The organism is Rhodanobacter denitrificans (assembly GCF_003335105.1).
In the GTDB taxonomy this organism is placed as follows: Bacteria; Pseudomonadota; Gammaproteobacteria; order Xanthomonadales; family Rhodanobacteraceae; genus Rhodanobacter; species Rhodanobacter denitrificans_A.
The window spans coordinates 115,852-136,531 of the sequence record NZ_QFWQ01000006.1 but is presented as its reverse complement, the minus strand read 5'-3'; the positions used below and the strand labels follow the sequence as shown (position 1 = coordinate 136,531).

Annotated in this window: 16 protein-coding genes and 1 riboswitch; of the genes, 8 read left to right on the top strand and 8 right to left on the bottom strand. The window is 67.8% G+C overall.

Annotated elements, in window-relative coordinates; all coding sequences use genetic code 11:
* Positions 1 to 60: 60 nt before the first annotated feature.
* The 3 genes from DEO45_RS10150 to DEO45_RS10140 form a co-directional block, all read right to left on the bottom strand.
* The gene (locus tag DEO45_RS10150; RefSeq protein ID WP_114343135.1) at positions 61 to 1,854 is read right to left on the bottom strand and encodes a cation:proton antiporter; all 1,794 of its coding nucleotides are present in this window, start codon (positions 1,852 to 1,854) and stop codon (positions 61 to 63) included.
* Positions 1,855 to 2,020: 166 nt separating this feature from the next.
* Positions 2,021 to 3,514, bottom strand: a complete 1,494-nt coding sequence (locus DEO45_RS10145) for a YifB family Mg chelatase-like AAA ATPase (RefSeq protein ID WP_114343133.1) — start codon at positions 3,512 to 3,514, stop codon at positions 2,021 to 2,023.
* 147 nt (positions 3,515 to 3,661) lie between these two features.
* Entirely contained in the window at positions 3,662 to 3,922 is a 261-nt protein-coding gene (locus tag DEO45_RS10140) for an accessory factor UbiK family protein (protein ID WP_114343812.1), read from the bottom strand.
* 179 nt (positions 3,923 to 4,101) lie between these two features.
* On the opposite strand from DEO45_RS10140, the gene glnK reads away from it, so the two are divergent.
* Positions 4,102 to 4,440 (top strand): P-II family nitrogen regulator, encoded by a 339-nt coding sequence (glnK, locus tag DEO45_RS10135; RefSeq protein ID WP_114343130.1) that lies wholly within the window; start codon positions 4,102 to 4,104, stop codon positions 4,438 to 4,440.
* Positions 4,441 to 4,529: 89 nt separating this feature from the next.
* A riboswitch (cobalamin riboswitch) is annotated at positions 4,530 to 4,744 on the top strand.
* 155 nt (positions 4,745 to 4,899) lie between these two features.
* Positions 4,900 to 7,365 (top strand): ribonucleoside-diphosphate reductase subunit alpha, encoded by a 2,466-nt coding sequence (locus DEO45_RS10130; protein WP_428992438.1) that lies wholly within the window; start codon positions 4,900 to 4,902, stop codon positions 7,363 to 7,365.
* 124 nt (positions 7,366 to 7,489) lie between these two features.
* Here the strand turns inward: DEO45_RS10130 and DEO45_RS10125 are convergent, their stop codons facing one another.
* Positions 7,490 to 7,786: a GIY-YIG nuclease family protein gene (locus DEO45_RS10125; RefSeq protein ID WP_114343128.1), complete on the bottom strand. Its 297-nt coding sequence runs from the start codon at positions 7,784 to 7,786 to the stop codon at positions 7,490 to 7,492.
* A gap of 186 nt (positions 7,787 to 7,972) precedes the next feature.
* On the opposite strand from DEO45_RS10125, the gene DEO45_RS10120 reads away from it, so the two are divergent.
* The 3 genes from DEO45_RS10120 to DEO45_RS10110 all read left to right on the top strand — a co-directional run bounded on the left by DEO45_RS10120 (position 7,973) and on the right by DEO45_RS10110 (position 11,325).
* Entirely contained in the window at positions 7,973 to 8,998 is a 1,026-nt protein-coding gene (locus DEO45_RS10120; protein ID WP_114343126.1) for a ribonucleotide-diphosphate reductase subunit beta, read from the top strand.
* A gap of 82 nt (positions 8,999 to 9,080) precedes the next feature.
* Positions 9,081 to 9,467, top strand: a complete 387-nt coding sequence (locus DEO45_RS10115) for a BlaI/MecI/CopY family transcriptional regulator (RefSeq protein WP_114343123.1) — start codon at positions 9,081 to 9,083, stop codon at positions 9,465 to 9,467.
* A gap of 1 nt (position 9,468) precedes the next feature.
* The gene (locus DEO45_RS10110) at positions 9,469 to 11,325 is read left to right on the top strand and encodes a M56 family metallopeptidase (protein ID WP_114343121.1); all 1,857 of its coding nucleotides are present in this window, start codon (positions 9,469 to 9,471) and stop codon (positions 11,323 to 11,325) included.
* 149 nt (positions 11,326 to 11,474) lie between these two features.
* Here DEO45_RS10110 and DEO45_RS10105 read toward each other — a convergent pair whose 3' ends face one another.
* Positions 11,475 to 13,811: a S9 family peptidase gene (locus DEO45_RS10105; protein ID WP_114343118.1), complete on the bottom strand. Its 2,337-nt coding sequence runs from the start codon at positions 13,809 to 13,811 to the stop codon at positions 11,475 to 11,477.
* A 226-nt stretch (positions 13,812 to 14,037) separates the two neighbouring features.
* Here DEO45_RS10105 and DEO45_RS10100 point away from each other — a divergent pair, with 226 nt between their 5' ends.
* Positions 14,038 to 14,790, top strand: coding sequence for a glutathione S-transferase family protein (locus DEO45_RS10100; RefSeq protein WP_114343116.1), 753 nt, complete (start codon positions 14,038 to 14,040; stop codon positions 14,788 to 14,790).
* A 31-nt stretch (positions 14,791 to 14,821) separates the two neighbouring features.
* Positions 14,822 to 15,205 carry an acyl-CoA thioesterase gene (locus tag DEO45_RS10095; RefSeq protein ID WP_223250846.1) on the top strand — a complete coding sequence of 128 codons (384 nt, stop codon included), beginning with the start codon at positions 14,822 to 14,824 and terminating at the stop codon, positions 15,203 to 15,205.
* A gap of 64 nt (positions 15,206 to 15,269) precedes the next feature.
* Here DEO45_RS10095 and DEO45_RS10090 read toward each other — a convergent pair whose 3' ends face one another.
* Positions 15,270 to 16,172 carry a LysR family transcriptional regulator gene (locus DEO45_RS10090; protein WP_114343110.1) on the bottom strand — a complete coding sequence of 301 codons (903 nt, stop codon included), beginning with the start codon at positions 16,170 to 16,172 and terminating at the stop codon, positions 15,270 to 15,272.
* Positions 16,173 to 16,280: 108 nt separating this feature from the next.
* On the opposite strand from DEO45_RS10090, the gene DEO45_RS10085 reads away from it, so the two are divergent.
* Positions 16,281 to 17,288 (top strand): aldo/keto reductase, encoded by a 1,008-nt coding sequence (locus DEO45_RS10085; protein ID WP_114343108.1) that lies wholly within the window; start codon positions 16,281 to 16,283, stop codon positions 17,286 to 17,288.
* A 78-nt stretch (positions 17,289 to 17,366) separates the two neighbouring features.
* Here the strand turns inward: DEO45_RS10085 and DEO45_RS10080 are convergent, their stop codons facing one another.
* Positions 17,367 to 18,302: a hypothetical protein gene (locus DEO45_RS10080; protein ID WP_114343105.1), complete on the bottom strand. Its 936-nt coding sequence runs from the start codon at positions 18,300 to 18,302 to the stop codon at positions 17,367 to 17,369.
* Positions 18,299 to 20,680, bottom strand: coding sequence for an LTA synthase family protein (locus tag DEO45_RS10075; RefSeq protein ID WP_114343103.1), 2,382 nt, complete (start codon positions 20,678 to 20,680; stop codon positions 18,299 to 18,301). The genes DEO45_RS10080 and DEO45_RS10075 overlap by 4 nt, the downstream gene beginning before the upstream one ends.

The window sequence follows — 20,680 nt, the reverse complement described above, 5'->3', positions numbered from 1 at the left end:
TGAGAGAAGACAGGTGAACGCCGGTGCGCAGCGCGCCGGCTCTCTCTCACTTCTCGCTCCTCATTTCTCACTCCTGGTTTCCGGCACCAGCGCGATCACCGTCCAGCCCGGCTTCGGCTCCAGCTCGCGCTTGGCCGACGCCACCCGCAACGCGCCCTTCTCCTCCACGCCGAACATCAACACCGCGCTCGAACCGTACTGCTCGATGAAATGCGGCCAGTCGAACGTGGCGCTGAGTCTGGTCGACTTGATGCGCCAGCCCTGCTCCAGCATTTCGGCGAAGCGGCCGTGGGTCATCGCCTCATCGAACAGCGGCGGGGCGAGCAGGCTGCCGGCCAGCGCCGCGCGGTCGGTGTTCTCCTGCGGCGTAAGGTTGCGCAGGCGATAGACCTTCGATCGCCCGAACTCCTGCCGGTAATGCACGCAGGCCAGCGAGTTGCGCTCGCGATGGGTGGACACCGCCAGCAGCCGACCGATGCCGGTGAGGTCGAGGTACCGTTCGGCATGCGGCGAAGCCGGGTTGCCGAAGAACGTGGCAAGCCCTTCCATCCGCGCCAGGCGGATGCCGTCCCAGTCGTCATCGGCCAGCACCACCCGAAAACCGGCCTCGTGCAGCGACTTGCCGATCGCACGGGCCACCGGATCGGAGCCGAAGATCAGCACCCCGCGCGGCTCCGGCTCGGCCACCTTCAGCCAGATCGCCAGCGGCCGTGCGGTCGCGCTCTGCAGGATCACCGTGCCGATGATCAGGGTGAACACCAGCGGCACCAGCGCCTCCGCGCCGGGCACGCCGAGCGCGTCCAGGCGCAACGCGAACAGCGCCGAAACCGACGCCGCCACGATGCCGCGCGGCGCCACCCAGCCGATCAACGTGCGCTCGCGCCAGGAAAGGCCGCTGCCCAGGCTCGACAACGCCACGGTCAGCGGTCGCACCACCAGCTGCGCGATCAGGAACAGGACGATGCCCGCGCCCAGCATGCCGTCGGGCAGCGGCCAGTGCAGCCGCGCCGCCAGCAGGATGAACAGCAGCGACACCAGCACGGTGGTGAGGCTTTCCTTGAAATCGAGGATGTCGTCGATGTGCACGCCGCGCAGGTTGCCCAGCGCGATGCCCATGATCGTCACCGCCAGCAGCCCCGACTCGTGGGTCAGCGTGTTGGAGATGCTGAAGGCCAGCAACACCGCGGCCAGTACCGCGTAGTTCTGCAGATACTCGGGGATCATCTGGCGGCGCAGGAAGAATGCCATCAGCCAGGCGGACAACGCACCAATGCCCACGCCGCAGCCGATCGTGGCGATGAACACGCCGATGGTGTGCCCCTCCTGGCGCGACACGATCGCCTCGTAGATCAGCACCGCGAACAGCGCGCCCAGCGGGTCGATCACGATGCCTTCCCAGCGCAGCGTGTTGGCGATGCGCGCGTTCGGGCGCAGCGTGCGCAGCATCGGCGCGATCACCGTCGGCCCGGTCACGCAGGCGAGCGCGCCGAACAGCAGCGCGATCGGCCAGGCCAGCCCGGCAACGAGGTGCGCGGCCAGCGCCAGCAGCAGCAACGAGGCCACCGCGCCATAGCTGACCAGCCCGCGCACGGCCTTGCCGATGCCCGGCAGTTCATGGAAACGCAGGGTCAGGCTGCCCTCGAACAGGATCAGCGCCACCGCCAGCGACACGGTCGGGAACAGAAGCCCGCCCAGCAGCCGGTCCGGATCGAGCACGCCGCCGATCGGGCCCAGCACGATGCCGGCCAGCAGCAGGAACAGGATCGCGGGCAGCTTCACCCGCCATGCCAGCCACTGCGCCAGGAAGCCGATCATCAACATGCCGGCAAGCATCAGGCCCGGCTCGATCGCCATCGCAATCCTTGGACACCTCGGGCCGCCATCGAAACATGCGGCGGGGCGCGCGTCCAGCATCTGAAAAGCGAGGAGTGAGTGGAGAGGAGTGAAAAGTGAGTGAAGAGCAGAAGCGTGCGACGACGCGCGCTCTCTCATCTCTCACTCCTCTCCACTCGCTCCTGCTTCAAAACCGCCGGTACTGCAACGCCTCGGCCAGGTGCTCGCGCTCCAGCAACGCGGCGCCGCCATCGAGATCGGCGATGGTGCGAGCCACCCGCAGCACGCGATGGTAGGCGCGCGCGGACAGGCCCAGCCGCTCCAGCGCCGATTCGAACCAGCGCCGCTCGGCCGGCCCCAGCGCGCAGTCACGCTCCAGTTCGCGCGTGCTGATCTCCGCGTTCGGCCGGCCCGCGCGCATCAGCGACTGCCGCCGCGCCTTGAGCACGCGCGCGCGCACCGTGGCGGAATCCTCGTCGCGCTCGCCGCGCGGTGTGCCCAGGTCGGCCAGCGGCACCGGCGGCACCTCCACGCACAGGTCGATGCGGTCGAGCAGCGGCCCGGAGATGCGCGCACGGTAACGCTGGATCTGGTCCGGCGTGCACTGGCAGCGCGGATCGCCGGCGTGGCCGCAGGGGCAGGGATTCATCGCCGCGACCAGCTGGAACTGCGCGGGAAAGGTCGATTGCCGTGCCGCGCGGGAGATCATGATATGGCCCGATTCCATCGGCTCGCGCAGCACTTCCAGCACGTGCCGGCTGAACTCGGGCAGCTCGTCCAGGAACAGCACGCCGTTGTGCGCCAGCGAGATCTCGCCCGGGCGCGGGTTCGAGCCGCCGCCAACCAGCGCCACCGCCGAGGCGGTGTGGTGCGGCGCGCGAAACGGGCGCCGGCGCCAGTGCTTCGGGTCGGTGATCTGCCCGGCCACCGACAGCACGGCGCAGGTTTCGAGCGCCTCCGACTCCGACAGCGGCGGCAGGATGCCAGGCAGGCGCTCGGCCAGCATGGTCTTGCCGGTACCTGGCGGCCCCACCAGCAGCAGGTGGTGGCCGCCCACCGCCGTGATCTCCAGCGCACGCCGCGCCTGCAGCTGACCGCGCACGTCGGCCAGGTCCGGGCCGCCGTCGGCGCCGCCGTCGCTGGGAATGCCGACCGGCATCGACAGTTCGTGCGCGCCGCGCAGCCAGCCGCACACTTCGGCCAGGGTGTCGGCGACCCGCACGTCCACGTCCGATACCAGCGCCGCCTCGGCGGCGTTCTCGCGCGGCACCACCACCCGGCGCCCGCGCGCCCGCGCACGCAGCAGCGCCGGCAGTACGCCAGACACGCTGCGCAACGTGCCGGTCAGCGCCAGTTCGCCGAGGAATTCGCAGTCGTCCAGCTTCTCGCGCGGCACCTGGCCGCTGGCGGCGAGGATGCCCAGCGCGATCGGCAGGTCGAAACGGCCGCCGTCCTTGGGCAACTCGGCCGGCGCCAGGTTCACCGTGACGCGACGGCCGGGGTACTCGAACGCAGTGTTCTGGATCGCCACGCGCACGCGGTCGCGCGCCTCGCGCACCGCGGCCTCGGGCAGGCCGACGATGCTGGTGCTCGGCAAGCCACCGGAAAGATGCACCTCGACCATCACCTGCGGTGCGGCGATCCCTTCCTGGGCCCGACTCAGGGTGACGGCAAGACTCATGCGACCGCTGGTCGGTGGCGCGTGGCGGACAGGGTGCTGACAGGCACGGACATCGGCGGCTCCATCAGCAGCGCTGAACAAATAACCGCCTCCGATCGTTCTCGGGGTGAGGGTGACGGATCGGAGGCGGCTCCCGGGAGGTGGTTGTCACGAACCCGCGCGGGCAGCCACCGCGGCCTCCAGTTCGGCCACGCGTCGCTCCAATTCGTCGACCTTGGCGCGGGTGCGCGCCAGTACCTGCGACTGGACTTCGAATTCTTCGCGGGTGACCAGATCGAGGCGGCGCAATCCTTGCGCCAGAACATCTTGGAAGTTGGCTCGCAAGTCCTGATGCGCCTGTGCCACCCCTGGCGGTACCAACGACACAAGTCGCAGGGCAATCTGGTCGATATCCTGCCTATCCATCATGGATAGCGCCTCGAGCTCGTCGAGGTAAATACTAGGTGAACGGAAATCGCGGGCACCATCGGCAGGCTCCATCAAAAGTTGTAGGGATTGTCCTACACGTGCCGTTTCCAGGCGACAACCCTTCACTGGGCAGGCAGAATGCCAAGCCGACCCATCCGATGCCCTGCAAGGAACAAACCATGAAGCTGGTCGTGGCGATCATCAAGCCGTTCAAGCTGGACGACGTGCGCGAAGCGCTGGCCGAGGTCGGCGTGCAGGGCATCACGGTCACCGAAGTGAAGGGTTTCGGTCGCCAGAAGGGCCACACCGAGCTGTACCGGGGCGCCGAGTACGTGGTCGACTTCCTGCCCAAGATCAAGCTGGAGGTGGCGGTGGCCGACGACCAGCTCGACCGCGTGATCGAAGCGGTGCAGGCCTCCGCCCGCACCGGCAAGATCGGCGACGGCAAGATCTTCGTCAGCACGCTGGAACAGGTGATCCGGATCCGTACCGGCGAGCTGGACCACGACGCGCTGTAATTCCGCCGCGGCCCGCACCGGCACTCGCCCGCGAGGGCCTTCCCGCCGACTTATGCACAACTTGTTGGGTTGACCATGCTTGGGTCACCCGATATGTTGTGTGCGTCGGTGCCCGACCAGATGCGACATCGGTCGGGCTTAAAAGGGAATCCGGTGTAACTCCGGAACTGCCCCGCAGCGGTAAAGCGGAAACGAACGCCTTCACAAGCACTGGTCGTCCACGGCCGGGAAGCGAGGGCAAGTAGGCGGATCGCTTTGATCCTCGTCCGCAAGTCCGAAGACCTGCCGGCACATCGGGGCGAACGTGCCCCGGTGCGTAGTGACGGCTTCCGCGGGGAAGCGCGTCGTGAAGCAGGTCGCCACCCGGCGCCCGGCTTGCGCGTCGCCCTCCGGAATCCATCGCTATCAGGCCCTGCGCGCGGGAGCAGGCGTTTGATATCCATGCCGGAGCCACCAGCCATGCAACCCCTCGATACCGTTGGGCACGAGCGCACCGCCGCGCGCACCGACTCGCCCGCCGCCATGGGCGAAGCGCCCGCGTCCGAAACCGCGTTCGCGCTGACCCCGCCGCACAATGCGGCACCCATGCGCGTGACCAAGCGCAACGGCGGCCAGGAAACCGTCGACGTCAACAAGATCGTGCGCGCGGTGACGCGCAGCGCCGAATGCCTGCACGGTGTCGATCCGCTGCGGGTGGCACTGAAGACCATCGGCGGCCTGTACGACGGTGCCACCACCCAGGAGCTCGACCAGCTCTCGATCCGCACCGCTGCCGCGCTGACCGCGGAGGAACCCGAATACGGCCAGCTCGCCGCCCGCCTGCTCGGTGCGTACATCGACAAGGAGGTCAGCGGCCAGGAAATCCAGAGCTTCTCGCAGTCGATCGCGCGCGGCGCCGAACTTGGCATCCTCAACGACCGCCTGCGCGACTTCGTGGCCGCCAACGCACGCAAGCTCAACGACGCGATCGATCCGCTGGCCACGCGCCGCTTCGAATACTTCGGCTTGCGCACGGTGTACGACCGCTACCTGCTGCGCCATCCGCAACAGCGCTTCGTGATCGAGACGCCGCAGCACTTCTTCATGCGCATCGCCTGCGCGCTGGGCGGCAACGAGGGCGGTACCCATCAAATCAGCGAGACGCTGGAACTCTATCGACTGCTGTCATCGCTGGAATACATCGCCAGCTCGCCCACGCTGTTCAACGCCGGCACCCGGCACGAGCAGCTCAGTTCGTGCTACCTGCTCGATTCGCCGGTCGATTCGCTGGAGTCGATCTACGACAAGTACGCCGACGTGGCCAAGCTCAGCAAGTTCGCCGGCGGCATCGGCCTGGCGTATTCGCGGGTGCGTTCGCGCGGTTCGCTGATCCGCGGCACCAACGGCCACTCCAACGGCCTGCTGCCATGGCTGAAGACGCTGGACGCGTCGGTCGCCGCAGTGAACCAGGGCGGCAAGCGCAAGGGCGCCGCCTGCGTCTACCTGGAATCGTGGCACGCCGACATCGAGGATTTCCTCGAACTGCGCGACAACACCGGCGACGATGCACGACGCGCGCACAACCTCAACATCGCGAACTGGATTCCCGACGAATTCATGCGCCGGGTCGAGAACGACGGCGACTGGTCGCTGTTCGATCCGAAGGTCGTGCCGCACCTCGTCGACAGCTGGGGCGAGACGTTCGACCGCGCCTACGCCGAGGCGGAAGCGGGCGGCCTCGCCGTGAAGAGGGTGAAGGCGCGCGAACTGTATGCACGCATGATGCGCACGCTGGCGCAGACCGGCAACGGCTGGATGACCTTCAAGGACCGCTGCAACGCCACCAGCAACCAGACGGCCAGAGCGGACAACGTGATCCACCTGTCCAACCTGTGCACCGAGATCCTGGAAGTGAGCTCGGCGAACGAAACGGCAGTGTGCAACCTCGGCTCGGTGAACCTGGCGCGGCATGTCGTCGATGATTCATTCGACTTCGACCAGCTCGCCGCAACCGTGCGCACCGCCGTGCGCCAGCTCAACCGGGTGATCGACCTCAACTACTACCCGATCGAGACCGCACGCACCGCGAACATGAAGTGGCGCCCGGTGGGCCTGGGCGTGATGGGCCTGCAGGACGTGTTCTTCCGGCTGCGCCTGCCGTTCGACTCGGCCGAGGCGCTGGCGCTGTCCACCCGCATCGCCGAGGAGATCTATTTCCACGCGCTGTCGCAATCGTGCGAACTGGCCGCGGCCGACGGTGCGCATCCCGGCTTCGCCGAGAGCCGCGCCGCCGACGGCGAGCTGCAGTTCGACTACTGGCCGCACGCCGCGCCGCACGATGCCGCGCGTTGGGACGCCCTGCGCGAGCGCATCCGGCAGCACGGCCTGCGCAACTCGCTGCTGATCGCGATCGCGCCCACCGCCACGATCGCCTCGATCGCCGGCTGCTACGAATGCATCGAACCGCAGGTGTCCAACCTGTTCAAGCGCGAGACGCTGTCCGGCGATTTCCTGCAGGTGAACCGCCATCTCGCCGACGAGCTGAAGGCGCTGGGCTTGTGGACGCCGGAAATACGCGACGCGATCAAGCTGGCGGAAGGCTCGATCCAGGGCATCGCGGCGATCCCCGAGCGCCTGCGCCGGATCTACCGCACGGTGTGGGAATTGCCACAGAAGGCGCTGATCGACCTGGCCGCCTCCCGCGGGGCCTGGATCGACCAGAGCCAGTCGCTGAACCTGTTCATGGAAAATCCGAACATCGGGCAGCTCTCGTCCATGTACATGTACGCCTGGAAGGCCGGCATCAAGACCACCTACTACCTGCGCTCGCGACCGGCGACGAAGATCGCCAAGACCACGGTGTCGGCGCTCTCCGACCAGGCCCAGGCCAATGCCGCCGTGTTCTGCTCACTGGAAAATCCCGAGTACTGCGAGGCTTGCCAGTAACCCCACACCCGTCATCCCAGCGCAAGCTGGGATCCAGCGTCTTCGATGCATGGAGCAGAGGCACTGGATGACCAGCCCTTCGGCTGTTGAGAAGCTCCTCCAGCTTGCGCTGGAATGACGGCCTTCAGCCGCAGATCTCCGCGTACAAGTCCCGCCAATACGGATTGGATTTCCCGATGAGTTCGATCTTCCACGCCCGCTTCCACGCCTTGATCGTCTTTTCGCGGGTGACGGCGGATTCCATCGTCTCGTGCACTTCGAACCAGACGAGGTCATGCACCTGATGGCGCTGGGTGAAGCCCTCGACCACGTTGCTTCGGTGCTGCCAGACGCGCACTGGCAGGTTGGAGGTGACACCGATGTACAGCGTGCCGTTGCGCTGGCTAGCAGGCAGGTAAACACAAGGTTGACGCTCCCTCATCCCCACCCTCTCCGAGACACCTCAATCCCGTCATTCCAGCGAAAGCTGGGGGAGCTTCTCAACAGCCGAAGGGCTGGTCACCCAGTGCCTTCGGCTTCTGCCGCGATACCGCGTAGGCAAAAGTCGCTGGATCCCGGCTTTCGCCGGGATGACGAACGAAAATCCATGCATCCAAGGAACCACCCCATGTCCGCCCAACCTGCCCGCAACGCCCACATCCTCGACCCCGGTTTCGAACTCACCCTGCGCCCGATGCGCTACCCCGGCTTCTACGAGATGTACCGCAACGCGATCAAGAACACCTGGACCGTCGAGGAGGTGGATTTCTCGATGGATACGCGCGACCTCGACACCAAGATGTCCGCCGCCGACCGCCACCTGATCCGGCGGCTGGTGGCGTTCTTCGCCACCGGCGACACCATCGTCTCGAACAACCTGGTGCTGAACCTGTACCAGCACATCAACGCGCCGGAAGCGCGCATGTTCCTGTCGCGCCAGTTGTACGAGGAGGCGCTGCACGTGCAGTTCTACCTCACCCTGCTGGATACCTACATCCCCGACCCGGGCGAGCGCAACGCCGCGTTCGCGGCGATCGAGACGATCCCGTCGATCCAGCAGAAGGGCGCGTTCTGCTTCAAGTGGATCGACTCGATCCAGGACCTGCGCCGGCTGGAGACGCGCGAGCACCGGCGGCAGTTCCTGCTCAACCTGATCTGCTTCGCCGCCTGCATCGAAGGGCTGTTCTTCTACGCCGCGTTCGCCTACGTCTACTACCTGCGCTCGCGCGGGCTGCTGCACGGGCTGGCCGCCGGCACCAACTGGGTGTTCCGCGACGAGAGCGGGCACATGACGTTCGCGTTCGAGGTGGTGCGTACCGTGCGCGCGCAGGAGCCGGACCTGTTCGACGAGGCGATGCGCGCGCAGGTGGAAGAGATGCTGGAGGAGGCGATCTCCTGCGAGACCCGCTTCGCCGAGGACGTGCTGTCCGGCGGCGTGGCCGGCATGTCGGTGAAGGACATGCGCCAGTACCTCGAATACTGCGCCGACCAGCGCCTGGCCCAGCTCGACCTGCCGAAGAAGTACGGCGCGAAGAACCCGTTCGACTTCATGGACCTGCAGGACGTGCAGGAACTGGCCAACTTCTTCGAGCGGCGCGTGTCCGCGTACCAGGTTGGCGTACAGGGCGAGGTGGCGTTCGACATGGCGTTCTGAACGATGTGCCGGACGGGCTATTGACTACAGGTGTAGTCAAGGCGTACGTTGACTACAACTGTAGTCACGTGGTGCCCCGGCCATGCGCAAACCCTCCATCGGCGACCAGGAACTGGCGCTGCTGCAGCACATCGACGAATGCGGCGCCGCCTCGGTCGGCGAGGTGGCGACGAGCTTCGGCGAGCCGCGTGGGCTGGCCCGCTCCACCGTGCTGACCATGATGGAGCGGCTACGCGGCAAGGGTTACCTCAAGCGCCGCCAACTCAAGGGAATGTTCCGCTACAGCACCGCCACCGGCGCGGGCGAGGCGGTGCGCAGCGCCGTGGGCAGCTTCGTCGAGAAGACGCTCAGCGGCTCGGTGTCGCCGTTCGTGGCCTGGATGTCGGAGCGCGCCGAAGTCTCCGATGCCGAACTGGCCGAGCTGGAGGCGCTGGTAGCGCAGCTTCAATCCCGGCGCAGGGAGTCGTGACATGGACGCACTCGACCACCTCGCCGATACCCTGCTCACGCGATTGGTCTGGACGTCCATCCAGGCCGCCCTGCTGATCGGCGTCATCTGCCTGCTCGGCCGCTGCTGGCCGCGCCTGTCGGCGGCAATGCGCTGCATGCTGTGGTGGCTGGTCGCCGCCCAGCTGCTGCTGGGCCTGCTGTGGCACGCGCCGCTGGAACTGCCGCTGCTGCCGCCTGCTCCGCTCGAAGCCACCGCGCCAGCCATGCCGCCCGCGGCGTTCTTCGCCACGGCGGCGGCTCCCGGCGACACTGCGCCATCGACGTCGCCGGCCGCTTCGCCGGCAACGCCCGCGCTGTCCTGGCGTACCGGCATCGCCCTGTCGTGGCTGGCTGCCCTGCTGCTGCAGGCACTGGTCGCACTGCGTCAATGGCGGCAGGCACGATGCCTGCTGCGCGAATCGCAACCCTTGCGCGATGTTTCGCTGCAGGCGTTGTGCGCACGCCAGGCACGGCAGCTCGGCTTGCGCCGCTGTCCTCGCCTGCGCGTCTCCGACGCCATCGTCTCGCCGCAGGTGACCGGCCTATGGCGACCCACCGTGCTGCTGCCCACCGGCCACGCGCTCAGCGCCGACGAGGCGGCGATGGCGATCGCGCACGAACTGGCCCACCTGCGCCGCGGCGACCTGTGGCTGGCGTGGGTGCCGGCGCTGGCGCAGTGCCTGTACTGCTTCCACCCGCTGGTGCGCTGGGCGATGCGCGAGTACGCGATCAACCGCGAATCGGCCTGCGACGCGCAGGTCCTGCGGCACGACCGTGCCGCCCCGCAGGACTACGGCCGCCTGCTGCTGCGCCTCGGCGTGGCGCAACCGATGCACGCCGGCCTTGCCGGCGCTTCCCCGTCCTTCCACAACCTCAAGAGGCGACTGACCATGTTGCAGCAAACCGTGAACCAGCCGCCGTCGCGCGCGCGCGGCTGGCTGCTCGTCGCAGCGATCGCCCTGGTCGGCGTGCTGCCCTATCGCGTGACGGCGGCCGCAGCGGACAACACGCCCGCTGCGTCGACTTCCACGCAGGCGAACCTGTTGCCGCCACCACCGCCGCCGCCAGCCCCTCCAGCGGCACCGCTCCCCGCCGTGCCGCCGGTTCCGCCTCCGCCTCCGCCTCCCCCGCCGCCACCCGCGCCGCCGCACGACATCAGCGGCCTGCGCGTCCACCACGCCAACGTCGCCATCCATACCGACGCCAGCGAAGGCTTCGCGCTGCTCGACGGCGATGCGGCCATCGTCAACGGCAGCGACGTCGACCTCGCCGCCGCGAAGCGCCTGCAGCGGAACGGCAGGCCCACGATGTGGTTCCGCCGAGGCGACAAGGCCTACCTGATCGACGACCCCGCCTACGTGCAACGCGCCAAGGCCGCCTACGCGCCGGTCGACACCCTGGCCAGGCAACAAGGCGAACTGGGCGGCGAGCAGGGCGCGCTCGGCGGCAAACAGGGGGCCTTGGGCGCGCAGCAAGGCACGCTGGGCGCCAGGCAAGGGCAGCTCGCCGGCCAGCGCGCGATGCTGGCCAGCCAGCAAGCCATGCTTGCCACGCAATCCAGCCAGCATGAACGCTCCGCGGAAACGCAGGCGAACCATGCCAAGCTCGACACCAGCGAGCAGGAACTCGATCGGCAGCAGGAAAAGCTCAGTCAGCAACAGTCGGCACTGGGCCGCCAGCAGGCCGAACTGGGCAAGCAGCAGGAAGCGCTCGGCGCACAACAGGAAGCACTGGGCAAGCGCCAGGAACAGGCCACCAACCAGGCCAATCGGCAGATCGGCAAGCTACTCGATGAAGCGATCGCCAAGGGTGTCGCGAAGCCGACGGCCCTGCGCTGAGCAGAATCACAGCCGCCCCGCGACCACGCATCTTCTTGCCCCTTCCGCTGTCCGCAGGGAAGGGGTTGCTCTTCATCAAGTCAAGGTCGAGAGCGTTACCCTCTCCTGACCCCCCCCTGCTGCGCAGGGGGAGGAACCGGACGTAGCGCTCAGCGCCAGGGCCACGCCTTCAGCTGGTACTCGTGCGGCGGCGTGTTGCCGGCCAGGTACTGCACGAAGTAGTCCCAGCGCCGGCGGGTGGCGTACGGGGTGGCTTCGGCGTAGCCGTGATGGACGTTCGGGATCAGCAACAGGTCGAAATCCTTGTTTGCCTTGATCAGCGCGTCGGCCACCAGGAGGGTCTGGTAGGGCGGCACGTTGTCGTCCATCGTGCCGTGCACCAGCATCAGCCGGCCCTTGAGGTTCTTCGCGAAGCTCTGGTTGGCCTGGGCGTCGTAGTTGGTCTTGCCGTCCTTGCCGGTGACCAGCAGGCCCTGCCACTTCTCGGCCCAGTCGTCCTCGTAGTTGCGGTTGTCGTGGTTGCCGCTCTCGGCCCAGCCGACCTTGAAGAAGTCCGGGTAGTGGAACATCGCGGCCGCGGTGGCGTTGCCGCCGCCGGAGTGGCCCCAGACGCCTACGCGGTCGAGGTCGATCCATGGGTACTTCTTGCCGAGCTCCTTCAGGCCAAGCACCTGGTCGGGCAAGGTGTTGTCCTCGACATGCTCGAAGTAGGCGTCGTGGAACGCCTTGGAACGCCACGGCGTGCCCATGCCGTCGAGCGCGATCACGATGAAGCCGAGTTCCGCCATCGCCTGGTGGTCGGCGCGCGCGGAGGAGAAGCTGCGCCCGCGCACCGAGCCGGTCTGCGGGCCCGGGTAGATGTAGTCGATGATCGGATACTTCTTCGACGCATCGAAGTTCGTCGGCTTGAACATCATGCCGTACAGGTCGGTCTTGCCATCGCGGCCCTTTACCGTGAACGGGATCGGCGGCGCCCAGCCGGCGGCCTTCAGGCGCGAGATGTCGGCGCTGGCCACGCTGGCCAGCTTGCGGCCATCCTGCGAATCGCGCAGCACGGTGACCGGCGGCGTGGTCGGGGTGGAGTACGCGTCGACGAAGGCGTTGCCGTCCGGCGACAGCGTCACCGTATGGTCGGCCGCTTCCGGCGTCAGCAGCACCGGCTTGCCGCCGTCCAGGCCGACCTTGAAGAACTGCTGGTAGTACGGGTTCACGCCCGCCGTGCGGCCGACGCCGCGGAACCACACGGTGCGCGTCTTCGGATCGACCTTCAGCACCTCGGTGACGTTGCCGTCGCCCTTGGTGATCGCATGCTTGAGCTTGCCGGTGCCGAGGTCGTACAGATACAGGTTGCCCCAGTTGTTGCGCTCGCTGAACCAGATCGCCTCGTTCGTCTCGGGCAGGTAGCGCCAGTTCACCGCGCCGTTGCCGCTCTCGTAGTAGGTCGGCACCGATTCCTCGAACACCGTGCGCACCTTGCCGGTTCCCGCGTCGGCGATGCGGAACCACTCGTGCTTGTGATCGCGCGAGGTGGAGACGAAGGCCAGCGTCTTGCCGTCCGCCGCCCACTTCACGTCGTCCCAGCCACCGTCGGGGCCGCAGCTGACGTCGTCGCACAGGGTGGAGCGATGCTGGTCCGGCGGCATCTGCAGGCGCAGCACCTTCTTTGCGGCGACGTCGATGATGACGCGCTCGATCATCGTCACGTCCTTGTCGCCGACCAGCGGGTACTTCCACTTCTCCAGCTTCGGATGGCCGACGTTGGTGCTGACCAGGTACATCTCGCCGGTCTTGCGCTGGTCCTGCTGGAAGGTGGCGATCTGCTTCGAATCCGGCGACCACTCCACGATCGCGTTGTCGGTGTGCTTCCAGCCGGCGTTGTCGGTGGCGTAGCCGAAGTTCTCGACGCCGTCGGTGGTGAGCTGGGTCTCCTTGCCGCTGGCGACGTCGCGCAGCCACAGGTTCCAGTCGCGGATGAACGCCTCGCTCTGCTTGTCCGGCGACAGCGCGCCCGGCTCCTTGCCGGTCTTCACCAGCGTGGCGCGATCGACGCAGCTCGCCTCGGCCGCGGCGAGGTCGCATACGTAGCGCTTGCCGCGCACGGCAACGTCGATGCGGCCGTCCGGCTTCGCTTCGTAGCCGGTCACCGGCAACTTCTTCGCGTCGAGCGGCTTGCCGCTGGCCTTGCCCAGCGCCGCGGCGAGCTTGGCCTGGTCGAACAGCGGCACGACCTTGCCGCTGGCCGCGTCCATCCGCACGAAGTGGTCACCGCCGGCGTCGTGGTCGACGTACCAGAAATGGCCGTCGTCCAGCCAGTCGACCTTCTGCACCGCGTGATCGACCAGCGGCGCGGTGTTGTAGCTCATGAAGCGCTCCGCCCGCGCGTAGTCGTCCGCGCCCAGCGTGCGACCCTGCGCCGCGACACCGGCCGACAAGGCGCCCATGACCAGCGCGCCGAGCACGCGCGAACTGCCGATTTTCAAACTCATGCTGCGTTCCCCTTGAGAAAGCGGATCTGTGCGGTTGCCGGCCCTGGCGCGGACTCACCCGAATGCCCGATGCTAACGCGGGCATGACCAATGGCACCCCTGCCATTGGTCCCGATTGAGCCACCCGCACCGCCAGCGCATCACCGCATGGACGGCCCCGCCCTGCGCTTGACGGGCAGGCGCCGGCCATCGCACCCTGCGCCATCCGTGTTCCCGGAGTCGCGTCATGCCGCAGCGCCTCAGAGTCATCGGCAACTACATCTCGCCCTACGTGCGCAAGGTGCTGGTGTGCCTGGAGCTGAAGGGGCTGGAATACGAGATCGACCCGATCGCGCCGTTCGTAGGCAACGACGAATTCACCCGGCTCAGCCCGCTGCGCCGCATCCCGGTGCTGATCGACGGCGGGCTGGAGCTCAACGACTCCTCGGTTATCTGCCAGTACCTGGAGGACCGGCAGCCCACGCCCTCGCTCTATCCGCGCGACATCGCCGACCGCGCGCGCGCCCGCTGGCTGGAGGAGTACGCCGACACCCGGCTGGCCGACGGGCTGGTCTGGCGGCTGTTCAATCAGCTGGCGATCAAGCGCCACATCTTCGGCGAGGCGCCCAACGAGGCGGTGGTGCAGCACGCGCGCGAGGTGGAGATCCCCGCCGCGCTCGACTACCTGGAAACGCAGCTGCCGGACGACGGCTTCGTGTTCGGCGCGCTGTCGATCGCCGACATCAGCATCGCCAGCTTCTTCCGTACTGCCTCGTTCGTGCGTTACGCGATCGACGCCGAACGCTGGCCGCTGACGGCGGAGCTGGTGGCGAAGGTGCAGGCGCTGCCGGTATTCCGGAAACTGGCCGGCTTCGAGGATTGCATGCTGCGCCTGCCGCTGGCCGAGCAGCGTGGCGCCCTGATCACCGCCGGCGCCCCGCTGACCAGCGAGACCCTCGGCACCAGCGCGCCACGCCCCGGGCCGCCGCGCGCGTCCTGAGGCTGCCGGCAGACCGGCTAGAATGCGCGGCATGAGCCTGCCCGAAGCCACCCTGCTGGAAATGGTCTTTCCCGACCACACCAACCACCTCGGCACCTTGTTCGGTGGCCAGGCGCTGGCGTGGATGGACAAGGCCGCCTTCATCGTGGCCTCGCGCCACGCCCGCCGCATCGTGGTCACCGCGCGCTCGGAGGAGGTCAGCTTCCGTGTTCCGGTACGCAAGGGCCAGCTGGTCGAGCTGGTGGCGCGCATCGTGGAGGTGGGCCGCAGCTCCATGCACGTGGAGGTGGAGATGACCGCCGAGGACCCGCTCAGCGGCGACCGCCGCGTGTGCACCAGCGGACGCTTCGTAATGGTGGCGCTGGATTCCAACGGCATGCCGACCCAGGTGCCGTCGCTGCCGGCCGGCGACTGACGCCGGCGCCGGGCGCCTGCCGATCGCCCGCCCTGGTGCGCCCGGGGGAAAGCGGCCTTCGCCGTCAGCCCTGCCGCCCCATCAGCTCCACCAGCCAGTCCACGAACACGCGCAGCCGCGCCGGCATCTGCCGCTGCGATGCGTACAGCACGTGCACCGGCAGCGAGGGCGGCGGCAGCGCGGGCAGGATCTGGCGCAAGGTGCCCTTGGCCAGCGCGTCGGCGATGCGGTAACGGGGGAACTGCGCGATGCCCAGCCCCGCCTCGCAGCAGGCGAGGTAGGCGTCCACGCCGCTGACGGTGACGCGGGCCGGCAGGCTTACGGCGCGGCGACGGCGGTTCACCACGAACTCCAGCGCGGGCTCGGGCCGGCGCGTGGTGGGCGAGGCCCAGTTCACCGCCTGATGGCCCTGCTGCAGGTCGGCCAGCGTGGCGGGCTGGCCGTGGCGACGCAGGTAGGCCGCGCTGGCCACGGTGACCTGCGCCAGCGTGGCCACGCGCCGCCCCACCAGGCCCGAGTCCGGCAGCTCGCCCACGCGCAGCACGCAGTCCACGCCTTCGCGCAGCAGGTCCACGAAGCGGTCGCTGGTGCCGATGTCCAGCTCGATCTGCGGGAAGCGCGCGCAGAACTCGGGCAGCACGGGGATCACCAGTTGCCGCGCCAGCGTGGCCGGCAGGTCGATACGCAGGCGGCCCTGCGGCTTCAGCGCAGCCTCGCGGAAATCGGCCTCCACCTCGTCGAGGTCGGCCAGCAGGCGCACGCAATGCGCATACCAGGTCTGGCCGTCGCGGGTGATGCGCTGGCTGCGCGTGGTCCGCTGCAGCAGCTGTGTGCCCAGCCGCGCCTCCAGCGCCTTGATCGCGTTCGTCACGGTGGCGCGGGGCAGGCCGAGGTCGTTGGCGGCGGCGGTGAAGCTGCCCAGCTCGACGATCCGCGCGTACAGCCGCATGGTGTCCAGGCGATCCATGGATTGTTGTGTCTGATGGAATGGTGATGGCGATTATTGGGTATTTATCCCGCAACGGCCAGGGCGCAGCATGGCGCCACCTTCCCCCGCCACCCCGGAGCACACCCCATGCAAACCCGCACGCTCGGCAAACATCCTGACGGAAAGCAGGGTCCCCAGGTCTCCGCCCTCGGCCTCGGCTGCATGGGCATGAGCGATTTCTACGGCCGGCACGACGACGCCGAATCCATCGCCACCATCCACCACGCGCTGGACCGCGGCGTGACCCTGCTCGACACCGCCGACATGTACGGCCCCCACACCAACGAGCAACTGGTGGGCAAGGCGATCAAGGGCCGCCGCGAGCTGGCCTTCGTCGCCACCAAGTTCGGCATCATGCGCGACCCGGCCAACCCGACCGCGCGCGGCGTCAACGGCCGCCCCGAGTACGTGCATGCCGCCTGCGAGGGCAGCCTGAAGCGGCTCGGCATCGAGACCATCGACCTGTACTACCAGCACCGCGTAGACCCGGGCGTGCCGATCGAGGAAACCGTGGGCGCGATGGCGGAACTGGTGCAGGCCGGCAAGGTGCGCTACCTCGGCCTGTCCGAAGCCTCGGCCGCCACGCTGGAACGGGCCAGCAAGGTGCATCCCATCGCCGCGCTGCAGAGTGAGTTCTCGCTGTGGACGCGCGATCCCGAGGACAACGGCATGCTCGCCGCCTGCCGCCGGCTGGGCGTCAGCCTGGTCGCCTACTCGCCGCTGGGCCGCGGTTTCCTCACCGGCGCAATCCGCTCGCCCGACGACTTCGAGGCCGACGACTACCGTCGCAGCAGCCCGCGCTTCCAGGGCGAGAACTTCGCGCGCAACCTGGCGCTGGTGGACCAGGTGAAGGCGCTCGCCGCCGACAAGGGCTGCTCACCAGCGCAGCTGGCGCTGGCCTGGGTGCTGGCGCAGGGCGAGGACGTGCTGGCGATCCCCGGCACCCGGCAGCGCAGCCGACTGGACGAGAACCTCGGCGCGCTGGACGTGCGGCTGAGCGCCGCCGAGCTCGCGGCCATCGACGCGGTGTTCCCGCCGGACGCTGCCGCCGGCGAGCGCTATGCGGCGGAGAGCATGGCGCACGTGAATCGTTGACGCCGGCTCGCGGAATGCGCGACTCGCTCCAACCCGACTCCGCGCCACCCGCGGAGGGGAGCAGGTGCTGACCGCGCATCAGTCCCGATGCCGCTCGATCCAGTTGCGGTACGTGCGGTAATGATGGATGGCAAAGCCGGCGAACGACGGATCGTCGCGCAATGCCCGCTCCACGGCGCTCAATGCCTGCTCGAACACTTTCGGCCCCGCCTGGTCGAAAGTGACCTTCTCCAGTTCGTTGGGCGATACCTCAAGACCGATCACTACCTTCTTGCCGACACGGTCGGCGTAGGCGATCTCGCTGGCGGCGAGCGAGAGGATGCTGTCGCTGCCTTCGGCCTTGTGGCGGTAGTCCATCAGGGCGACGTAATCGAACAGGTCGATGACGTGCTCGCTCGCCGGGCGCCGGACGCCCTTCCATTCCAGCTCGATGCCGTCCAGCCAGAACGGGATCGCAGGCCCCACGGCCAGGGTGGCGTGATGCTCGCGCTTGATCTTCATCAGCGCGTCGCCCATGTCCAGGAAACCAGCGAGCAGGCGCTCGCGGGTGTGGTCGTTCCATTCGTCGAGGATGTGCGGTTCGATGTCCAGATTGACGCCGTCGAAGCGTGCCGTCGCCGGCGCGGCGGCGTTGTACCGGACCACCCGTCGGAACATGTCCTCGGCCTGCTCGCGGTAGGCGGGCAGCACGTAATTTTCGGTATGCAGGTAGGCCGAACCCAGCAGCGCATACACCTTCATGTGCCGCCGATGCAGCCGCTCGATGAAGGCGCGATACAACTGCGGCTGCTCGACGATCAGGTTGTGGCCCTGGTATGCATCGGCATAGAGGTACACCGTGTCGATGCGCTGCGACTGCAAGTAGGCCGTGGCTTCCTGCGCGACGGCCGGATCCTTGACCATGGCGCTGGACTCGGCTTCCCAGGTCCATACGGCGCGACTGGCCTGGCCCATCGCGCTGATCGGCAATGTGCATAGCAGAAGCAGCAGGCACAGGTGGAACAGGCGTGTCATGGCGTGTTTCCGGCCGTGGTGTCCGTATCCACCGGCACGTGGTAGCGCCCTTGTCCGACGACCTTGCCGGTCTGCGGATCGGACGGGAACAGCGACAGGTAGCAGCGACTGCTGCAGGCATCGGGACGCTGCAGGATCAGCTGTACCTGCTGGTGTCCGTTCGCCGGAAGCTGCAAGGCGCGGCCGGAGAATTCCAGCAGTTCGCGACCATCCCCGGCGGTCAGCACAGCCAGCGGCACGAACGCGCGACTTGGTTGCGCATCGCGGTTGCTGAAGGTAGCCGTCAGCTGCACGCCGCGGCTGGCAACCGTCACCTCGACCGATTCCGTCGACAACCCGCGCACAACCGGAGCGCCATCGATCGGCTCCGGCTTCTGAACGGCAGCCTGGTAAGCCACCAGTTCTGGTGCGGCGCCGTCCGGAGTCAGCGCCAGCTTCTGCATGAAGATCGCATTGGCCTGCTCGTAGCGGTGCAGCCGGCGGGCCACCCAGTCGCGCGCGGACGCATCGGCGGCGGCGGTCAGATGCATGCCGTCCAGCAGCGCGTACAGTTGCCCGCCACGCAGCCACCAGCGCCCGGCCAGGTACTCCGGCGCGCTGGTCTTGGTCTGTTGCAACGGGAACTGGTGGATGTTGCGAAAGCGGTCGGCCATGTCCAGGCCGGTGCCCAGCCAGGGCGTCCGCGCCGGCTGCTCCAGGCCGTAGGTATGGGACAGCAGCGCCACCAGCGACGGCGTGACGTCCAGTTGCGAGGACACCGCGCGGATGCGCCCAGGCTGCTTGAGCAGCGGCGAGAAGACGATGAGCGGCACGTGATAGCGATCGACATATTCGCCCATCGGAATCTCCGGCAGGCGATGGTCGCCGGTGATCACGAAAATGGTGTTGGCATACCACGGCATCTTCGCCACCGCGTCGAAATAGCGGCGCAGCTGGTCGTCGGTGTAGAGGATGGTGCTGTAGATGTCGGCGTTGGCCCGATAGGCCGACAGTTGCGCGGCGGGAATGCGCAGCTCGCGAAGACGTTGCTCGAAACGCGCAAGGTATGCGTCCTGCCCGGGGAACCGGTAACTGGTGTGCATGGAGATCGTCTGCATCGCCAGCACGAACGGAGTCTGCATATCCGCGCTGTCAGCCAGCACGCGCGACACCAGTTCCTTGTCCGGGTAGCCCCATTCGCTGAAGGGATTCAGCTGATAGCCCGGGCCAAAGTTCCTCCTGTCCACCAGATGCTGCACCTGCTGCAGCTCCAGGTAGCCGCGCTCGTTGTCGAAGGCGGTGTCGGTGCCGTTGTAGAACGCAGTGTGGTAACCCTGCTGCCCCAGCACGCTGAACAGTCCCGGGTGCGGCGGCATGCGTTCACCCAGCGAGGTGAATCCCTCCCCGGCAAAAGGCACCGAACCGAACAGGCTGGGCAGCACGCCGAAGGTGCGGCCCTGGTTGGACAGGAAGTTGTCGAAGTACAGGCTGCGCGCGGCCAGTTCGTCGAGGAACGGCGTGAAGCTGCCCAGCGGCGCCTGTGGACCGGAGAACGAGCGCCCCAGCCCTTCGACGACGATCACCACCATGTTGGGCGGGCGATTGGCGGGGGTGGGCGAGAAGTACGGGCCGAGCGTGTCCGGCGTCCGTTCCGTGCGCAGGAATGGAAACTGCGGATTCAGCGGCAGCTCGCCCGGGTCGGCGACCGAAGTCGCATGGGCCGCCGCCTGCACGACCACGGCGCTGCCCCGCGACCAGCGCCAGACATCGGCGCTGAACCATGCCAGCTTGTCGCAGGCCAGATCCCATGCCGCAGCGTCCTTCAACATGCCGGCACCGGTGGGCAACGGCACCAGCCACGCCAACAGGCCCGCGCCCAGCAGCAACGTGGTCCACAAGGAGGTGCCGAATCCGTTGCGGCGGCGCATCCGCCAGTACAGGCCGCCCCACAGCACCAGCAGCGGCAGGCTCAATTGCAGCAGACTGCGCGGATCGAGTGGCGAGTTGCCGGACAGGATGGTGCGGATTTCCGCGACGCTGTAGCCGAACAGGTCGGCTCCCAGCGGCACATGCGCCACCTGGAAGTACTGGTCGAGCACGGCCTCGGCCAGGATGAACACTGACCATAGCGCCGCCAGCGACACGACGCGCGGCGTGGACCGCCTCAGGGCCAGCAACGGCATCGACAGCAGCAGCAGGATCGGCGACGCGCGCAGCAGCACCAGCAACGCCTGCACGATGGCGACCAGCGCGACGGCCGTCTTCTGGCCGCCGCTCAAGGCGACATCGGCGAAGCCGTGGATCATCGCACCGGCCACCAGCGCAAACTGCGCAGCCAACAAGACCGGAAACGCGGCGGAGTAGCGTGACCAGGCCCCGTCACGATGCCGGACGGTCAT